The sequence below is a fragment of the Massilia timonae genome (genome assembly GCF_001866515.1).
Classification (GTDB): Bacteria; Pseudomonadota; Gammaproteobacteria; order Burkholderiales; family Burkholderiaceae_D; genus Telluria; species Telluria timonae.
The window spans coordinates 878,231-892,296 of sequence record NZ_JRYB01000001.1; the positions used below are offsets into that span (position 1 = coordinate 878,231).

At 66.4% G+C, this 14,066-nt stretch carries 13 protein-coding genes and 1 tRNA gene; 5 read left to right on the forward strand and 9 right to left on the reverse strand.

Annotated features, from left to right (window positions below; genetic code table 11):
- The first annotated feature begins 15 nt into the window (after positions 1-15).
- Both trpC and LO55_RS26175 read left to right on the forward strand, forming a co-directional pair.
- Positions 16-816: an indole-3-glycerol phosphate synthase TrpC gene (trpC, locus tag LO55_RS03915; protein ID WP_071360504.1), complete on the forward strand. Its 801-nt coding sequence runs from the start codon at positions 16-18 to the stop codon at positions 814-816.
- A gap of 85 nt (positions 817-901) precedes the next feature.
- Positions 902-1,417, forward strand: coding sequence for a TonB C-terminal domain-containing protein (locus LO55_RS26175; protein ID WP_071360505.1), 516 nt, complete (start codon positions 902-904; stop codon positions 1,415-1,417).
- Positions 1,418-1,420: 3 nt separating this feature from the next.
- On the opposite strand, the gene LO55_RS03925 is transcribed toward LO55_RS26175, so the two are convergent.
- The 3 genes from LO55_RS03925 to LO55_RS03935 all read right to left on the reverse strand — a co-directional run bounded on the left by LO55_RS03925 (position 1,421) and on the right by LO55_RS03935 (position 6,188).
- A complete protein-coding gene (locus LO55_RS03925; protein ID WP_071360506.1) occupies positions 1,421-1,852 on the reverse strand; it encodes a MerC domain-containing protein in 432 nt (143 codons plus the stop codon).
- 69 nt (positions 1,853-1,921) lie between these two features.
- Positions 1,922-3,907 carry a TonB-dependent receptor gene (locus LO55_RS03930; RefSeq protein WP_071360507.1) on the reverse strand — a complete coding sequence of 662 codons (1,986 nt, stop codon included), beginning with the start codon at positions 3,905-3,907 and terminating at the stop codon, positions 1,922-1,924.
- Positions 3,908-4,082: 175 nt separating this feature from the next.
- A complete protein-coding gene (locus tag LO55_RS03935; RefSeq protein WP_071360508.1) occupies positions 4,083-6,188 on the reverse strand; it encodes a TonB-dependent receptor domain-containing protein in 2,106 nt (701 codons plus the stop codon).
- Positions 6,189-6,350: 162 nt separating this feature from the next.
- Here LO55_RS03935 and LO55_RS03940 point away from each other — a divergent pair, with 162 nt between their 5' ends.
- Positions 6,351-6,731 carry a Fur family transcriptional regulator gene (locus LO55_RS03940; protein WP_005671481.1) on the forward strand — a complete coding sequence of 127 codons (381 nt, stop codon included), beginning with the start codon at positions 6,351-6,353 and terminating at the stop codon, positions 6,729-6,731.
- Between the two features lie 59 nt (positions 6,732-6,790).
- Here LO55_RS03940 and LO55_RS03945 read toward each other — a convergent pair whose 3' ends face one another.
- From LO55_RS03945 to LO55_RS03970, 6 genes are all read right to left on the reverse strand, one after another.
- Positions 6,791-8,122: an amidohydrolase gene (locus tag LO55_RS03945; RefSeq protein ID WP_370659592.1), complete on the reverse strand. Its 1,332-nt coding sequence runs from the start codon at positions 8,120-8,122 to the stop codon at positions 6,791-6,793.
- A 32-nt stretch (positions 8,123-8,154) separates the two neighbouring features.
- Positions 8,155-9,975: a M61 family metallopeptidase gene (locus tag LO55_RS03950; protein ID WP_071360510.1), complete on the reverse strand. Its 1,821-nt coding sequence runs from the start codon at positions 9,973-9,975 to the stop codon at positions 8,155-8,157.
- A 102-nt stretch (positions 9,976-10,077) separates the two neighbouring features.
- On the reverse strand, positions 10,078-10,656 hold the full coding sequence (locus tag LO55_RS03955) for a nucleotidyltransferase family protein (RefSeq protein ID WP_071360511.1): 579 nt from the start codon (positions 10,654-10,656) through the stop codon (positions 10,078-10,080).
- A gap of 4 nt (positions 10,657-10,660) precedes the next feature.
- Positions 10,661-11,122: a (2Fe-2S)-binding protein gene (locus tag LO55_RS03960; protein ID WP_071360512.1), complete on the reverse strand. Its 462-nt coding sequence runs from the start codon at positions 11,120-11,122 to the stop codon at positions 10,661-10,663.
- A gap of 37 nt (positions 11,123-11,159) precedes the next feature.
- Positions 11,160-11,894 (reverse strand): DsbC family protein, encoded by a 735-nt coding sequence (locus LO55_RS03965; protein WP_071360513.1) that lies wholly within the window; start codon positions 11,892-11,894, stop codon positions 11,160-11,162.
- Between the two features lie 10 nt (positions 11,895-11,904).
- Positions 11,905-13,143, reverse strand: coding sequence for an FAD-dependent monooxygenase (locus LO55_RS03970; RefSeq protein ID WP_071360514.1), 1,239 nt, complete (start codon positions 13,141-13,143; stop codon positions 11,905-11,907).
- Positions 13,144-13,295: 152 nt separating this feature from the next.
- Here LO55_RS03970 and LO55_RS03975 point away from each other — a divergent pair.
- Positions 13,296-13,371 (forward strand) — tRNA-Phe (locus LO55_RS03975).
- A 342-nt stretch (positions 13,372-13,713) separates the two neighbouring features.
- Positions 13,714-14,058, forward strand: coding sequence for a zinc ribbon domain-containing protein YjdM (locus tag LO55_RS03980; RefSeq protein ID WP_071360515.1), 345 nt, complete (start codon positions 13,714-13,716; stop codon positions 14,056-14,058).
- The last annotated feature ends 8 nt before the right edge of the window (positions 14,059-14,066 follow it).

The following is a 14,066-nucleotide window of genomic DNA, read 5'->3' on the forward strand; positions in this document are numbered from 1 at the left end:
CCTGCGAGTACATCGATGTCCGACATCCTCAACAAGATCCTGGCCGTGAAGGCTGACGAAGTGGCCGCCGCGCGCAAGGTGCGCGACCTGGCCAGCCTGCGCAGCGAGGCCGAAGGCGATCGCGAAGCGCGCGCCGCCATCCGCGGTTTCGAAGCCAGCCTGCGCGCGAAGATCGCGGCGGGCCAGGCCGGCGTGATCGCCGAAGTCAAGAAAGCCTCGCCGTCGAAAGGCGTGCTGCGTCCCGACTTCCAGCCGGCCGCGATCGCGCAAAGCTATGCCGAACATGGCGCGGCCTGCCTGTCGGTGCTGACCGACGTCCAGTTCTTCCAGGGCTCGTTTGAGTACCTGAAGCAGGCGCGCGCCGCCTGCGCGCTGCCGGTGCTGCGCAAGGATTTCATGGTCGACCACTACCAGGTCTATGAAGCGCGCGCGATGGGCGCCGATGCGATCCTGTTGATCGTGGCGGCGCTCGACCACGGCCTGATGGCCGAACTCGAAGCCTGCGCCATGGACCTCGGCATGGACGTGCTGGTCGAAGTGCACGACGGCGAGGAGCTCGATGCCGCGCTCAAGCTCAGGACGCCGCTGCTGGGCATCAATAATCGCAACCTGCGCACCTTCGACGTCACCCTCGACACCACGCTCGGCCTGCTGCCGCGCATCCCGAAGGACCGCCTGGTGGTGACCGAATCGGGCATCCTGGGCGCCGGCGACGTGCAGCGCATGCGCGAAGCCGACGTCCACGCCTTCCTGGTCGGCGAAGCCTTCATGCGTGCCGAAAACCCTGGCCAGGAACTGCAGCGCCTGTTTGCCTAGTGAATGGTAGAGGAACTCCGGATGCACGGATGGGTCGAACAGGTACGCCAATACCGGCGCGACCTGCGACTGTCCTGCATCCACCATGAAGAACTCTCATCGCAGCATCGTCTTTCGCATCCCCCTTTTTCTTGCACTGGTCGTACTCGCGGCCCTGGCCGCATGTGGCACGTCGACCCGAACGCCGGCGCCTGCGCCACAGGCCCAGGCAGTAACCATTCCTCAGACGCCCATCCCCACTCCTCCGCCAACGCGCACGCTCGACGCCTATAAAGCCGACGTCGCGCGCCACGTCATGCAGCGCAATCCAGAAAGAGTGTTCAAGGGAGAATTGCCGCCCATGCTGCCGGCGGTGGTGGTGCTGAACATCACGGTCGACCGCGCCGGCCAGCTCCTTGAGGTCCAGGTGCAGCGCTCGCGCGACCAGGGCGCCTCCGAGGTCGCGCTGGCCTCGCTGCGCCGCAGCGGTCCGCTGCCGCCACCCGATGGCCTCGGGCCGGCGCATGCCGACCTGATGACGTTTTCCGAGACCTTCCTGTTTGGCGAGCGTTACCGCTTCCAGCTGCGCACGCTGGCAGGGCCGCAGCGCACAGGTTTATAAAAGTTAGTGAGGATGGCAGGATGCCGGCGCCGGATGGGCGGCGTCCTGTGCGCGGGCGCCGCAACGCTTGCAATGACGGCGGTTGCGCAGGTGCGCATACAGCAGCATGAAGCCGCTGATGACGGCGAATACCGCTTCGGCGGTTTCGCCGAACAGCGGGCTGACGACGAACACGGCGCCCAAAAAGATCGCCAGGCCGGCGCAGCCGACCAGCAAGGTGGTCTTGTCGCGGTGCTTCAGATAGCCGGGCACCAGCGCCAGCAAGACCGGCAAGGTGATCGCCGCGATCAGCGTGTCGTGGAAGGTGTCATGCACGTGGGCCAGCCCGAGCATCGGAAACGCCAGGATCACGAGCGGCATCGCCATGCAGTGCAGCAGGCACAGGATCGATGCCGCCATGCCGGCGACATCGCCGTATTTGATCAGGGATTTCATGAACCCTTGTTCCTTTCTTTAGACCCGGCGCCGCCAGAAGCGTCCGCGGCGCCGGTGGATTGGGTCCGGTCAGAACAGCACGCGCAGGCCGGCCGTCAGGTTACGACCGGTCAGCGGTGCATAGTCCTTGATGAACGAGGTGTGGCTGTAGGCCAGGCGATCGGTCACATTGTTCAGGCGCAGGTACAGCTGCGCCGGCAGGTTGCCGATGCGGGTCGAGTAGTGCGTGCTGAGATTGAGCGTGGTGTAGCCGGGCGTCTCGGTCTCGAAATCGGCGATCCTGTCCTGCTTGCCCACGCGGACCAGCTCGGCCAGGCCGTTCCAGGCGCCCCAGTCGCCTTCGAGCTTGACGCCGATGCGGTGCGCCGGGGTGCGCGGGATGTCGCGGCTGCCCGGGCCTTCGTCGAAGCGGGCGCGCACGTAGTCGCCGAACAGGGTGGTCTTCCACACCGACGACAGGTTGTGCGCGACTTCGCCTTCCAGGCCGGTGAAGGTGGCGTCACGCTGGGCGTAGTTGATCAGTTGCAGGCCTTCGAACTCGCCGCGCGTCTGCGAATAGATGTAGTCGCCGATGCGGTTGTGGAAAGCACTGAGCGAAAAGGTCGTGCGGCCGGCGAACTTGCGCAGGGTCAGGTCGAGGTTGTTCGACGTTTCCTTGACCAGGTTCGGGTTGCCGATCTCGTAGGTGTTGGTCGCCAGGTGCGGCCCGTCCGCGAACAATTCCTCGGCGGTCGGCAGGCGGTGCGTGTGCGACAGCGAGGTGCCCAGCGAGTACTCCGGCGCGAATTTCCAGACCGCGCCGACCGACAGCGAGGTGCCGCGCGTGTGGCTGTCGGGCTTGTCCACCTCGGCTTCGACGTCCTGCCATTCGTGGCGCACGGCGGCCTCGAAACGCACATTGCCCAGCTTGTATTCCTCGGTCAGGAAGGCCGCATGCTTCTTCGTCAGGGTCGGCGGCACATAGGCCTCGGCGCCGATGGCCGAGAAATCGCGGCGCGTGGTCTGCAGGCCGAACACGCCGTGCCAGCCCTTGACCGGCGCATGCACGAATTCCAGGCGGCCGTCGTGGCCCTTGTTCTTGAAGGTGGTGGCGACCGCGCTGCCCTCGACCTCGTCGTGGATGTAGTCGGTGAACGAGGCGCGCAGCCGCACGCGCTCGACGCCTGCGACCGGATTGCGGTACTCGCCGCGCACGTCCCAGCGTTCGCTATCGAGGTCCACCACCGGCGCCTCGATCTCGCCCGCCTCGTTCTCGAAGCCGTGGCCCGGCAGGCCATATTCGCCGCGCTCCTTGGTGAAGGCGGCGCCCAGGTAGCCATCCTTGCCGACCCAGGACAGGCCGACGGTGCCGGTCTCGGTTTCCTTGTAGCTGCCCGGGACGCGGCGCCCGCCTTCCCAGTCCTTGCCGACGCGGTAGTCGTCGGCATCGCGCTTGACGCCTTCCACGTGCAGGGCGACGTTGCTGCCCGCCGCCGTGGTGAGTTCGACCGCGCCGGTCTTTTCGCGCGCCGCCGAATTGGCGCGCACCTCAAGGCTGCCTTCCAGGCCGTTCGCCGGCATCGCGGTCGGCACCTTGCGGTCGATGATGTTCACTACGCCGCCCACGGCGCCGCCGCCATAGGCCAGGGCCGACGGACCGCGCAGCACTTCGATGCGCTCGGCCAGGACAGGTTCAAAAGCGACGGCGTGGTCGGGGCTGATGGTGGACGCATCCTGGATTTCGGAACCGTCGGACAGGATCTTCACGCGCGGGCCGTCCATGCCGCGAATGATCGGACGGCTGGCGCCGGCGCCGAAGTGGCTCGAGGTAATGCCCGGCATGCTCGACAAGGTTTCGCCCAGGGTCGACTGGCGGGTGCGCACCAGCTCATTGCCGCCGATCGACGTCACCGGCGTGACCATGTCGTCGCTGGCCACGCCGAGTCCGCTGGCGGATACGACGACGGTCGCCGGGACGGCGGTCGATTGCGCGTGGGCAGTGGCGGCCAGCGGGCCGCCAAGGGCCAGTACGCAAGCCAGTGCGAGCGGCGTGCGCTTGCCGGTGAAGTCAGTCATGGGAATCCTTGGTCGTCGAAATGCGCCATGGTGGCAGTGATGCACCATAAGCGAAATCTAATGATAACTCATTATCGTTAAGGATTCAACGCAGCGCAGCAATTGCGCGCGGCAAAAAAAACCGGCGCAGGGCGAACCTCGCCCTGCGCCGGCCGGTATGTCTTGACGCGATGCGTCAGAAGATGACGCGAATGCCCGCCGTCAGGTTACGCCCGGTGAGTGGCGCCGCGTTCTTGATGAACGAGGTGTGGCTGTAGGCCAGTTCGTCGGTCAGGTTGTTCAGGCGCGCATAAAACTGGGTCGGCACGCCGCCAATGCGGGTCGCGTAGTGGGCGCCGACGTTGAGCATATTGTAGCCGGCGGTCTCGGTCTCGTACTCGGCCAGCTTGTCCTGCTTGCCCACGCGGTAGAACTCGACCATGCCATGCCACTGATTCCAGTCGCCGTCGAACTTGACGCCGAGGCGCGAGGCCGGGATGCGCGGCAGGTTGCGGCTGCCCTCGCCCTCGTCGAAACGGGCGCGCACGTAGTCGCCGAACACGGTCGCGCTGATCGATGGAGTCAGCTTCTGGCGGATCTCGCCTTCCAGGCCGGTGAAGGTGGCGTCGCGCTGGGCGTATTCCACCAGTTGGAAGCCTTCGTGGTTGTCCAGCGTGTGCGCGTAGATGTAGTTGTCGACGCGGTTGTGGAAGGCGCTCACCGAGAAGGTGGTGTCGCCTTCGAACTTGCGCAGGGTGAGGTCGACGTTGTTCGAGGTTTCCTTTTCCAGATCCTGGTTGCCGATTTCATAGGTGGCGGTGGCCAGGTGCACGCCGTCGGCATACAGTTCTTCGGCGGTCGGCAGGCGGTGACTGCGCGACAGCGAGGCGCGCAGCGAGTATTGCGGCGCCAGCTTCCACACGGCGCCGACCGAGGCCGAGGTGCCGCGCGCGTCGGTGTCGCGCAGATCGGGCGCATCGACCTCGATGTCCTGCCATTCGTGGCGCAGGCCGGCCTCGAAGCGCCAGTTATCGAGCTTGTATTCCTCGGTCAGGAAGGCGGCGTGCTTCTTGGTGAGGGTCGGCGGCACATAGGCTTCCTCGCCGACGGCCGAGAAGTCGCGACGCGTCGTCTGCAGGCCGAACACGCCGCGCCAGCCGGCCAGCGGCGCGTGCACCGCCTCCAGGCGGACGTCGTGGCCCTTGTTGCGGAACGAGGTCGAGACGACGTTCTCTTCCAGCTCGTCGTGGACGTAGTCGGTCAACGAGGCGCGCATGCGCACGCGCTCGATGCCGGCCACCGGGTTGCGGTACTCGCCGCGGACGTCCCAGCGCTCGCTGTCGAGTTTCACGACCGGCACGCCGTGCTCGTGCTCATGCTCGTGGTCGTGGCCTTCCTCGCCGTGTTCGTCATGGTCGTGGCCCTCTTCTTCTTCGTGGCCGCCGCAGTGAAGGTGCGAGCCATGCGGGTGGCAGCCCTCGAACTCATGGTTGTGGCCCGGGATGCCGTATTCGGTGCGTTCCTTGGTGAAGGCGGCGCCGAGATAGCCGTTCTTGCCGATCCACGACAGGCCGACGGTGCCGGTCTCGGTCTCCTTGTAGCTGCCCAGGACGTGGCGGCCTTCGCTCCAGTCCTTGCCGACGCGGTAATCGTCGGCGTCGCGCTTGACGCCTTCCAGGTGCAGGGCCAGGTTGCTGCCGGCGGCGGTCGTGAATTCGAAGGCGCCGGTCTTTTCGCGCGCCGCCGAATTGGCGCGCACTTCGGCACTGCCTTCCAGGCCCTTCTCGGGCATCGCGGTCGGAATCTTGCGGTCGAGGATGTTCACCACGCCGCCCACCGCGCCGCCGCCATAGGCCAGGGCCGACGGGCCGCGCAGCACTTCGATGCGCTCGGCCAGGACCGGTTCGAAAGCGACGGCGTGGTCGGGGCTGATGGTCGAGGCGTCCTGGATCTCGGCGCCGTCGGACAGGATCTTCACGCGCGGACCGTCCATGCCGCGGATCACCGGACGGCTGGCGCCGGCGCCGAAGTGGCTCGAGGTGATGCCGGGCTGGTGGGCCAGGGTCTCGCCCAGGGTCGACTCGCGGGCGCGCACCAGTTCACCGCCACCGAGCGAGGTCACCGGGGTGATCATGTCGTCGTCCACCACGCCCAGGGCGCTGGCGGAAACGACCACGGTCGGCACGCTGTCCGGATCCGACGCCGTGCGGCTGGTCGTCTGGGCCTGGACGGCCAGGGGCGCGCCGAAGGCCAGCATCAGCGCCAGGGTCAGCGGTGTGCGCTTGCAAGTGAAATGGGACATGGTGTTTCCTCGAAAGAAATGGAGCGGCAGATGAAGATGAGGCCGATAACGATAATCCGTTATCATTAAGAATGAAATGATAAGGCATTATCATTAAGCATTCAACCGCTTTTTGGCCCCGCCTTTTGATCAAGGTATGCGCTTTGAGGTATCCTTCGCCCCATGCAACGTAATACACGTCAAAAAACCGCCATCCTGCATGCGATCGAGCATGCGCAGCGCCCGCTATCGCCACAAGAGATCCTGGACGAAGCCAGCCGCCAGGTCAGCCAGCTGGGCATGGCGACCGTGTACCGCAACCTGAAGTCGCTGGTGGACGACGGCGCGCTCAAGGTCGTCACCCTGCCGGGTGAAGGCGCGCGCTACGAATCAACCAGCGCCGCCGAGCACCATCATCACCATTTCCAGTGCACCGTCTGCCAGCGCGTGTTCGACGTGCACGCCTGCCCCGGCGACATCGAGCACATGGCGCCGAAGGGCTTCAGCGTCGAAAGCCACGAGCTGACGCTATACGGGCGCTGCGCCGACTGCCTCAAGTCCTGATCCAGAAATAAAAACGGCCGGCGCGCAAGCGACCGGCCGTTTTCACATGGCTTGGCTGTTTATTTTCCGAGCACGTTCAGCACGGCCAGGGTCATCGCCTGGGCGCCGGTCTTGATCGACGGTTCCGGCACCGGCGCGTAGAACGGCGAGTGGTTGAAGGCGATCGGCTTGCCGCCCTCGCGCTCCGCCTCGGCCACCACCTTCGGATCGTAGACGCCGGTGAAGAAGAACATCGACGGCACGCCTTCGTTGGCGTACAGCGAAAAGTCTTCGCTGGCGGTCATGGCCGGCATGCGCTTGGCCTTGTCCGCGCCGAAGGCTTCCTTGAACACCACCTCGGTCTTGTTCACCAGCTCGGTGCTGTTGACGATGGCCTGGCCGCCGCCGATCAGCATGTCGGGCTTCGGCGCGCCGGCCATCGCGGCCGAACCCTCGGCCACGCGGCGCACGCCTTCGAGCAGCTTGGCGCGCACAGCCGGACTGTACGAGCGGATGGTGCCGCGCACCTGCACGCTGTCCGGGATGATGTTGCCGACCGTGCCGCCCTGGATCGAACCGACCGTCACCACGCCGAATTCCTTCGGATCCTTCTCGCGGCTGACCACGGTCTGGACGTCGACCACGAAACGCGCCGCAATCGCCACCGGATCGATGGTCTTGTCGGGCGCCGAGCCGTGGCCGCCGCGGCCTTTGAAGGTGATCTCGAGCCAGTCCGAGTTGGACGACACCGGGCCGTCGTTGAAGCCCACGGTGCCATGGGCCAGCGGCCAGGAATGCAGGGCGAAGGCGTAGTCCGGCTTCGGGAAGCGCTTGAACAGGCCGTCGTCCAGCATGGCCTTGGCGCCGGCGACGATTTCCTCGGCCGGCTGGCCGATGAAGACCAGGGTGCCCTTCCACTGCGATTTCAGTTCGACCAGGGTGCGCGCCGTGCCCAGCCAGCTGGCCATGTGGACGTCGTGGCCGCAGCTGTGCATCACGAAGGTGTCGCGGCCTTCGCTGGTGGCGCGGGCGCGGCTCGCGTACGGCAGGCCGGTGCGCTCTTCCATCGGCAGGCCGTCCATGTCGGTGCGCACCAGGACCGTCGGGCCGGCGCCATTCTTGAGCACCGCGACGATGCCGGTCTTGCCGACCTTCTCAGTAACGGTGAAGCCGAGCTTGCGCATCTCGGCCGCCAGCTTGCCGGCGGTGCGCACTTCCTGGAAGGCGATCTCGGGATGCGCGTGCAGGTCTTTGTAAATTCCGTCGAGCCACGGATACATGGCGTCGACCTTGGCGACGACGTCGTTCTTGAGTGGCGCGGCCTGCTGGGCCTGGGCGAGGTTCGCGGACAGTGCCAAGGACGTGAAAACGGCTGCTGCCGCAGCTGACATGGCAAATCGAGTAAAGGTCATGGGATGCTTATCGTTGTGGGGATTCTTGTCCATTACACTGCGCTCGGCCGCTTGATCGCCGCCGACTTGCGCCCGGCCACGGCCTGGGCCAGGCTGATGCCCGGCACGCGGTCGCCCTGCAGGGTGACGTCGAAGGCCATCAGCTCGTCGCGGCGGAAGGCGTGCACGGTGACGCGGTCGCCGACGCGGTAGCGCGCCAGCAGCGCGTCGACGTTGGGGGCGGCGCCATTCACGCGCAGGCCGTCGATCGCGATCACGACGTCCAGCGCCGACAGGCCGGCCTGGTGCGCGGCGCCGCCCTCGTGCACCTGGGTGAGCTTGGCGCCGAGCGGATCGCGGCCGATGCCGGCGTCCAGTGAGGCCTTGCCGCCCTTGCGCTCGTCGACCAGCTTCACGCCCAGCGGCGCGTACAGCTTGGCCAGCGGCAGGTCGTCAAGGCCGCGCACGTAGCGCTCGAACATATTCTTGAGTTTGAGGCCGCTTACTTCGTCGAACAGCGCTTCGACTTCCTGTTCCGTCACGCCGCGGCCGGCGCCGTTGTAGAAGTCGCGCCCGTAGCGCTCCCACAGCGCCAGCATGATGTCGTCCAGCGATTTCGCGCCACCGGTCCTGGCGCGGATAGTCAGGTCGAAGGCCAGCGCGATCAGCGAACCCTTGGTGTAGTAGCTGATGATCGCGTTCGGCGAATTCTCGTCCTGGCGGTAGTACTTGCTCCAGGCGTCGAAGCTCGAATCGGCCACGCTCTGCTTGAGGCGCCCGCTGCCGCGCAGCACGCCGCCGATCGTCTTGGCCTGCAGCTTGAAATACGTGGTTTCGCCGATGATCCCGGCGCGCACCAGCATCAGGTCGTCGTAATAGCTGGTGAAGCCTTCGAACAGCCACAGGAGCGGCGTGTAGTTCTCGGCCTGCAGGTCGTAGGGGGCGAAGGCGGCCGGCTTGATGCGCTTGACGTTCCAGGTGTGGAAATACTCGTGGCTGCACAGGCCCAGGAAGCGCAGATAGCCTTCGCCCGGCTCGGCCGCCTTTGGCGTGGCCAGGCTCGGCAGGTCGGCGCGCGCGCAGATCAGGGCGGTCGAGGCGCGGTGTTCGAGGCCGCCGTAGCCATCGCCCACGGCCATGGTCATGAACACGTAGCGCTCGAGCGGCGCGCGCTTCGTCTTCGGCTCGAAGAAGGCGATCTGGGTCTCGCAGATCGCTTTCAGGTCGGCCTGCAGGCGCGCCATGTCGAGGTTGGGCACGCGGCCGGTGATCACGATGTCGTGCGGGATGCCATGGGCCTTGAAAGTGGCCAGCTCGAAGTCGCCCATCTCGACCGGATGGTCGATCAGTTCGTCGTAGTCGGCGCAGGCGTAGACGCCGAAGCCGTAGCGCTTGGCGCCTGCTTCGGGCATCGCGGTGGCCACGCGCCAGGTCTTGGCGGCCGGGTCGGCAGGGCGCTGGATGTCGACCTGGTGGACCAGCGACTCCTGCCCCACCACGCGCAGGAACACGCTGGTGCCGTTGAAGAAGCCGTGGGTCTGGTCGAGATGGGCGGCGCGCACCGACAGGTCCCAGGCATACACCTCGTAGTGCAGGGTCAGGGGGCCGGTGGTGGGCGCGGCGCGCCAGGAGTGTTTATCGAGCTTGGTGAGCGCGACCGCCTGGCCGCCGCTGTCGGCGCGGATGCGCACGATATTGCGTGCGAATTCGCGGATCATGTAGCTGCCCGGGATCCAGGCCGGCAGCGCGAACGTCTGGCCGTCGGGATCGGGATTGGCGACCGTGACGGTGACGTTGAACAGGTGACCGGCCAGGTCCTTGGGAACGATGGTGTAGTGAATGGCGTTCTGCTTTTTCTGCGATGGCTTTTTCATGATCTTCTTGAATGGTCTCTCGGGACGCGCCGAATGGACATAGTGTAATCCATCGGGCGCAGCCAAACGCGCGCCATGCGAGGAGGATGGGCGGCGCGCGGGCTAGGCCGGCAGGTCGGAGGGGGAATCGATGTCGCGCAGGATGCCTGGGTCGGGCACGTCGATCGCGGCGACCGGGCTGCCGGCAAGCAGGCGCCGCGCGCCCTGGTCGCCATCCAGCGCCAGCAGGTCGTCGCGGTGCCGGGCGCCGAAGGCGACCGGATTGCCGCGCCGGCCCCCGAACAGGGGCGCGGCGATGGCGGCGCCCTCCTCGATCGCGGCGGCCAGCACCTGCAGGGTGGATGGGGCGACGAAGGGCATGTCGCCCAGCGCCACCAGCCAGCCCTGACCGGGAGCATCGAGGGAATGACGGATCGCGTGCGCCAGCGACAGGCCCATGCCGCCATCGGCATCCAGGCACACCGTCACCTCGCAGCCGAGCTGGCGCAGCACGTCCCCCACTCCACCGTCATCCGGCGGCACCACCGCCACCACGCGCGGGAACACGGCCAGCAGCGTGCGCGCGCTAGCGGCGACCACCAGTTCGCCGCCGGGCAGGCGCTGCAACAGCTTGTTGCGCTGGCCGGCCGGGTCGAAGCGGCGGCCCCGTCCCGCGGCCAGCAGGATGCCGGTCAGCGCCATGGCTTCACGCCTCCAATGCCGCGGCGGCATCCTTGATGGCCGCGCAGATCCGCTGATAGGTGCCGCAGCGGCACAGATTGCCGCTCATGGCGTTGTCGATGTCGGCGTCCAGCGGACGCCGGTTGGCGCGCAGCAGCGCGACGGCGCTCATCACCTGGCCGCTCTGGCAGTAGCCGCATTGCGGCACGTCGTGACGCACCCAGGCATCCTGGACCGCCTTGCCGACCGGATCGTCCTGCATCGCTTCGATGGTGGTGATCGCCTGGCCCGCGACCGCCGCGATCGGGGTGATGCAGGCGCGGATCGGGGCGCCGTCCAGGTGCACGGTGCAGGCGCCGCACAGGGCCGCGCCGCAGCCGAACTTGGTGCCGGTCAGGTTGAGGTTGTCGCGCAGCGCCCACAGCACGGGCGTGGCGGGGTCGGCGTCGACTTGCAGGTCTCTGCCGTTGATGTTCAAGATCAGCATGAACGCTCCTGGACGACAACCATGGCCGGCGGCTGCCTTATTTCGCCGGCTTCGCTTCCAGCGAATCGAGCTTGGCTTCGAGCGACTTCAGGTCGATCGCGCCCGGGATGCGGGTGCCGTCGCTGAAGAAGATGGCCGGCGTGCCGGTGATGCGCAGCTTCTGGCCGAGCGCCAGCACCTTGTCGTTCGGCGATTCGCAGGCCGCCGGCGCCGCCGGCGGCACCTTGCCGTTGATCATCCAGTCATCCCAGGCCTTGTTGCGGTTCGGCGCGCACCAGATGTTCTTCGACTTCGTGAACGAATCCTGGGACAGGATGTTGTACATGAAGGTATAGATGGTGACGTTGTCGATCTCGGCAAGCGTCGTCTGGCGCAGGCGCTTGCAGTAGCCGCAGTTCGGGTCCTCGAACACCGCGATCACGCGCTTGCCGTTGCCCTTGACCTGCTTGAGCGCCATCTCGAGCGGCAGGTCGCTGAACTTGATCTTGTTGATGTCGTCGATGCGCTCGCGCGTCAGGTTGCGCGAACTCTTGACGTCATATACCTGGCCGATCACGAGGAACTCGCCCTTCTTGTCGGTATACAGGATGTCGCCCGCGACCCGCACCTCGTACAGGCCGCCATACGGGGTCTCCTTGACCGACTCGATCTTGGCGCCGCCCAGGTGCGGTTCGAGCGCCTTCTTGATGTTTGCCTCGACCGTGTTCTGCGCATCGACGCACGATGCGAGCAGCGCCGTCGCCAGCAGAACGGCGAGCTTCATTTTGACCATGCTTGGTTCCTCAGATTGATGACTTGCCCATCGCATGCGCCATCAGGCGCCGCTTCAAAGCAGGCATTTTATCAAGCAAGTTGAGTCCAAGATTGCGCATGACGCGTACCGGCTCCAGATTGGCCCCGAACAGGCGCTCCAGGCCATCGGTCGCCAGTTGCATCATGACCACGTCTTCCTTGCGCTTGCGGGCATAGCGCGCCAGCACCCGCTCGTCGCCGATGGCGCGCCGCTCCTCGCGCTCGCGCACGGCGGCGAGCAGGTCGACCACGTCGCCGAACCCCAGGTTCATGCCATGCCCGGCCAGCGGGTGCACGGCGTGGGCGGCGTCGCCCACCAGCGCAACGCGCGGCGCCACGATCGCATGCGGCTTGACCAGCGCCAGCGGCACCGCCGCCACGGCCTCGGGTTGCAGCGGACGCAGGGCGCCCAGCTTGTCGTCGGCGTACTCGCCGAGCCGGATCGCCAGTTCGCCCAGCGACTCGTCCATCAGGGTGTCGGCCAGGGTCTCGGGCGCCGACCACACCAGCGAGACGCGGTTGCCCGGCAGCGGCAGCAAGGCGATGATGCCGTCGGCGCAGGTGAACCACTGATGGGCCACGCCATGGTGCGGCTTGTCGCAGGCGAAGTTGGTGACGATGGCGCGCTGGTGGTACATGCGGTAGTCGACGCCGATGTCGCACTGCCCGCGGACCCAGGATTCGCGGCCGTCGGCCCCGACCAGCAGCGCGCATTCGATGCGGCGGCCGTCTTCCAGGCGCAGCGCGGCGCCCTCGTCGCTGCAGGTAAGCTCGCAGGCCCGGCCTTCGATGCGCTGCACGTTGTGGGCGAACTTGAGCGCGGCGTCCAGCGCCCCGTTCAGGTTATGGTCTTCGACGATCCAGGCCAGGGTGCCGACCCGGGCTCCGAAGGCGTCGAAACCGAGGTTGCCGCCGTTGTCGCCATCGCCATGCACGTCCATGGCATCGACCGCGGCGACCCGCGCCAGGTCGAGGGCGCCCCAGACCTTGAGCGAGGCCAGCAGGTCATGGGCCGTATGGTTGAGCGCATAGACGCGCACGTCCCATGGACGTTCCGCGGCCGAAGCCGATGCTGACGACGGCGCCTCGGCCCCGGGACGCGCGGGCGGAGACAGCAGGGTCACGCGATGCCCGGCCTGGGCAAAGCCGAGGGCGGTGGTCTTGGCGATGGCGCCATTGCCGACGATGCAAACATCGGTCCGGGTGGTGGAGGTCGTGGGCGTGGTCATGGTGCTCATTATAGCGATATGCCAACCCCGCACCTCGCCGGCGTCGCCATGCCTGGACGGCGGCGCCGGGACCGATCTGCCGCCTGACACAGATAAAGCGTTCGAGAGCACTTGCGCAACTGAAAATCGCTGGCTATAATCATGCCTCTCTTGGCCTGGTAGCTCAGTTGGTAGAGCAGAGGATTGAAAATCCTTGTGTCGGTGGTTCGATTCCGCCCCGGGCCACCAAGAATAGCGAAAAAACGCCAACCTTCACCGGTTGGCGTTTTTTTTCGCGCCTGCGATCGCCATGTCCGAGGATCGTGCCCTGCCGGGAAAGCACCCGGAAGCGCATGAGAGCGCTCAGGAGGGTGGCGCAACGGGCTGTCGGTGTGTTTCCTTCTGGTATCATGCGCGCTGACTGATGGTTGTCGGCGCCGGACTGGTATCGGAGCCGCCCGCGCGGCGACCGCATGCGATACGCTGCGGCCATGCCGCGCCTTGTCCGATGGCGCGCAGCCGGTCCAGCGGCATCCAACCAGCCTCCCTATTGCGGCCCTCCCGGGCCGGCGTTGATATTTCAAGGTTCACATGCACACCCTTCCTCCCTGCCCCCAATGCCAATCCGCCTATACCTATGAAGATGGCGGCGGCCAATATGTGTGCCCGGAATGCGCCCATGAGTGGCCGGTCCAGGCGGCCGCCGCGGCGGCCGAGAGCGTGCGCGTCTACAAAGATGCTTCAGGCAATATCCTCCAGGATGGCGACACCGTCACCGTAATCAAGGACCTCAAGCCGAAGGGGTCGGGCGGCGTGATCAAGCAAGGCACCAAGGTCAAGAATATCCGCCTGGTCGATGCCGACCACGACATCGACTGCAAGATCGACGGCTTCGGCGCCATGAGCCTCAAGACGGAATTCGTGCGCAAGGTGTAAGCACGCCC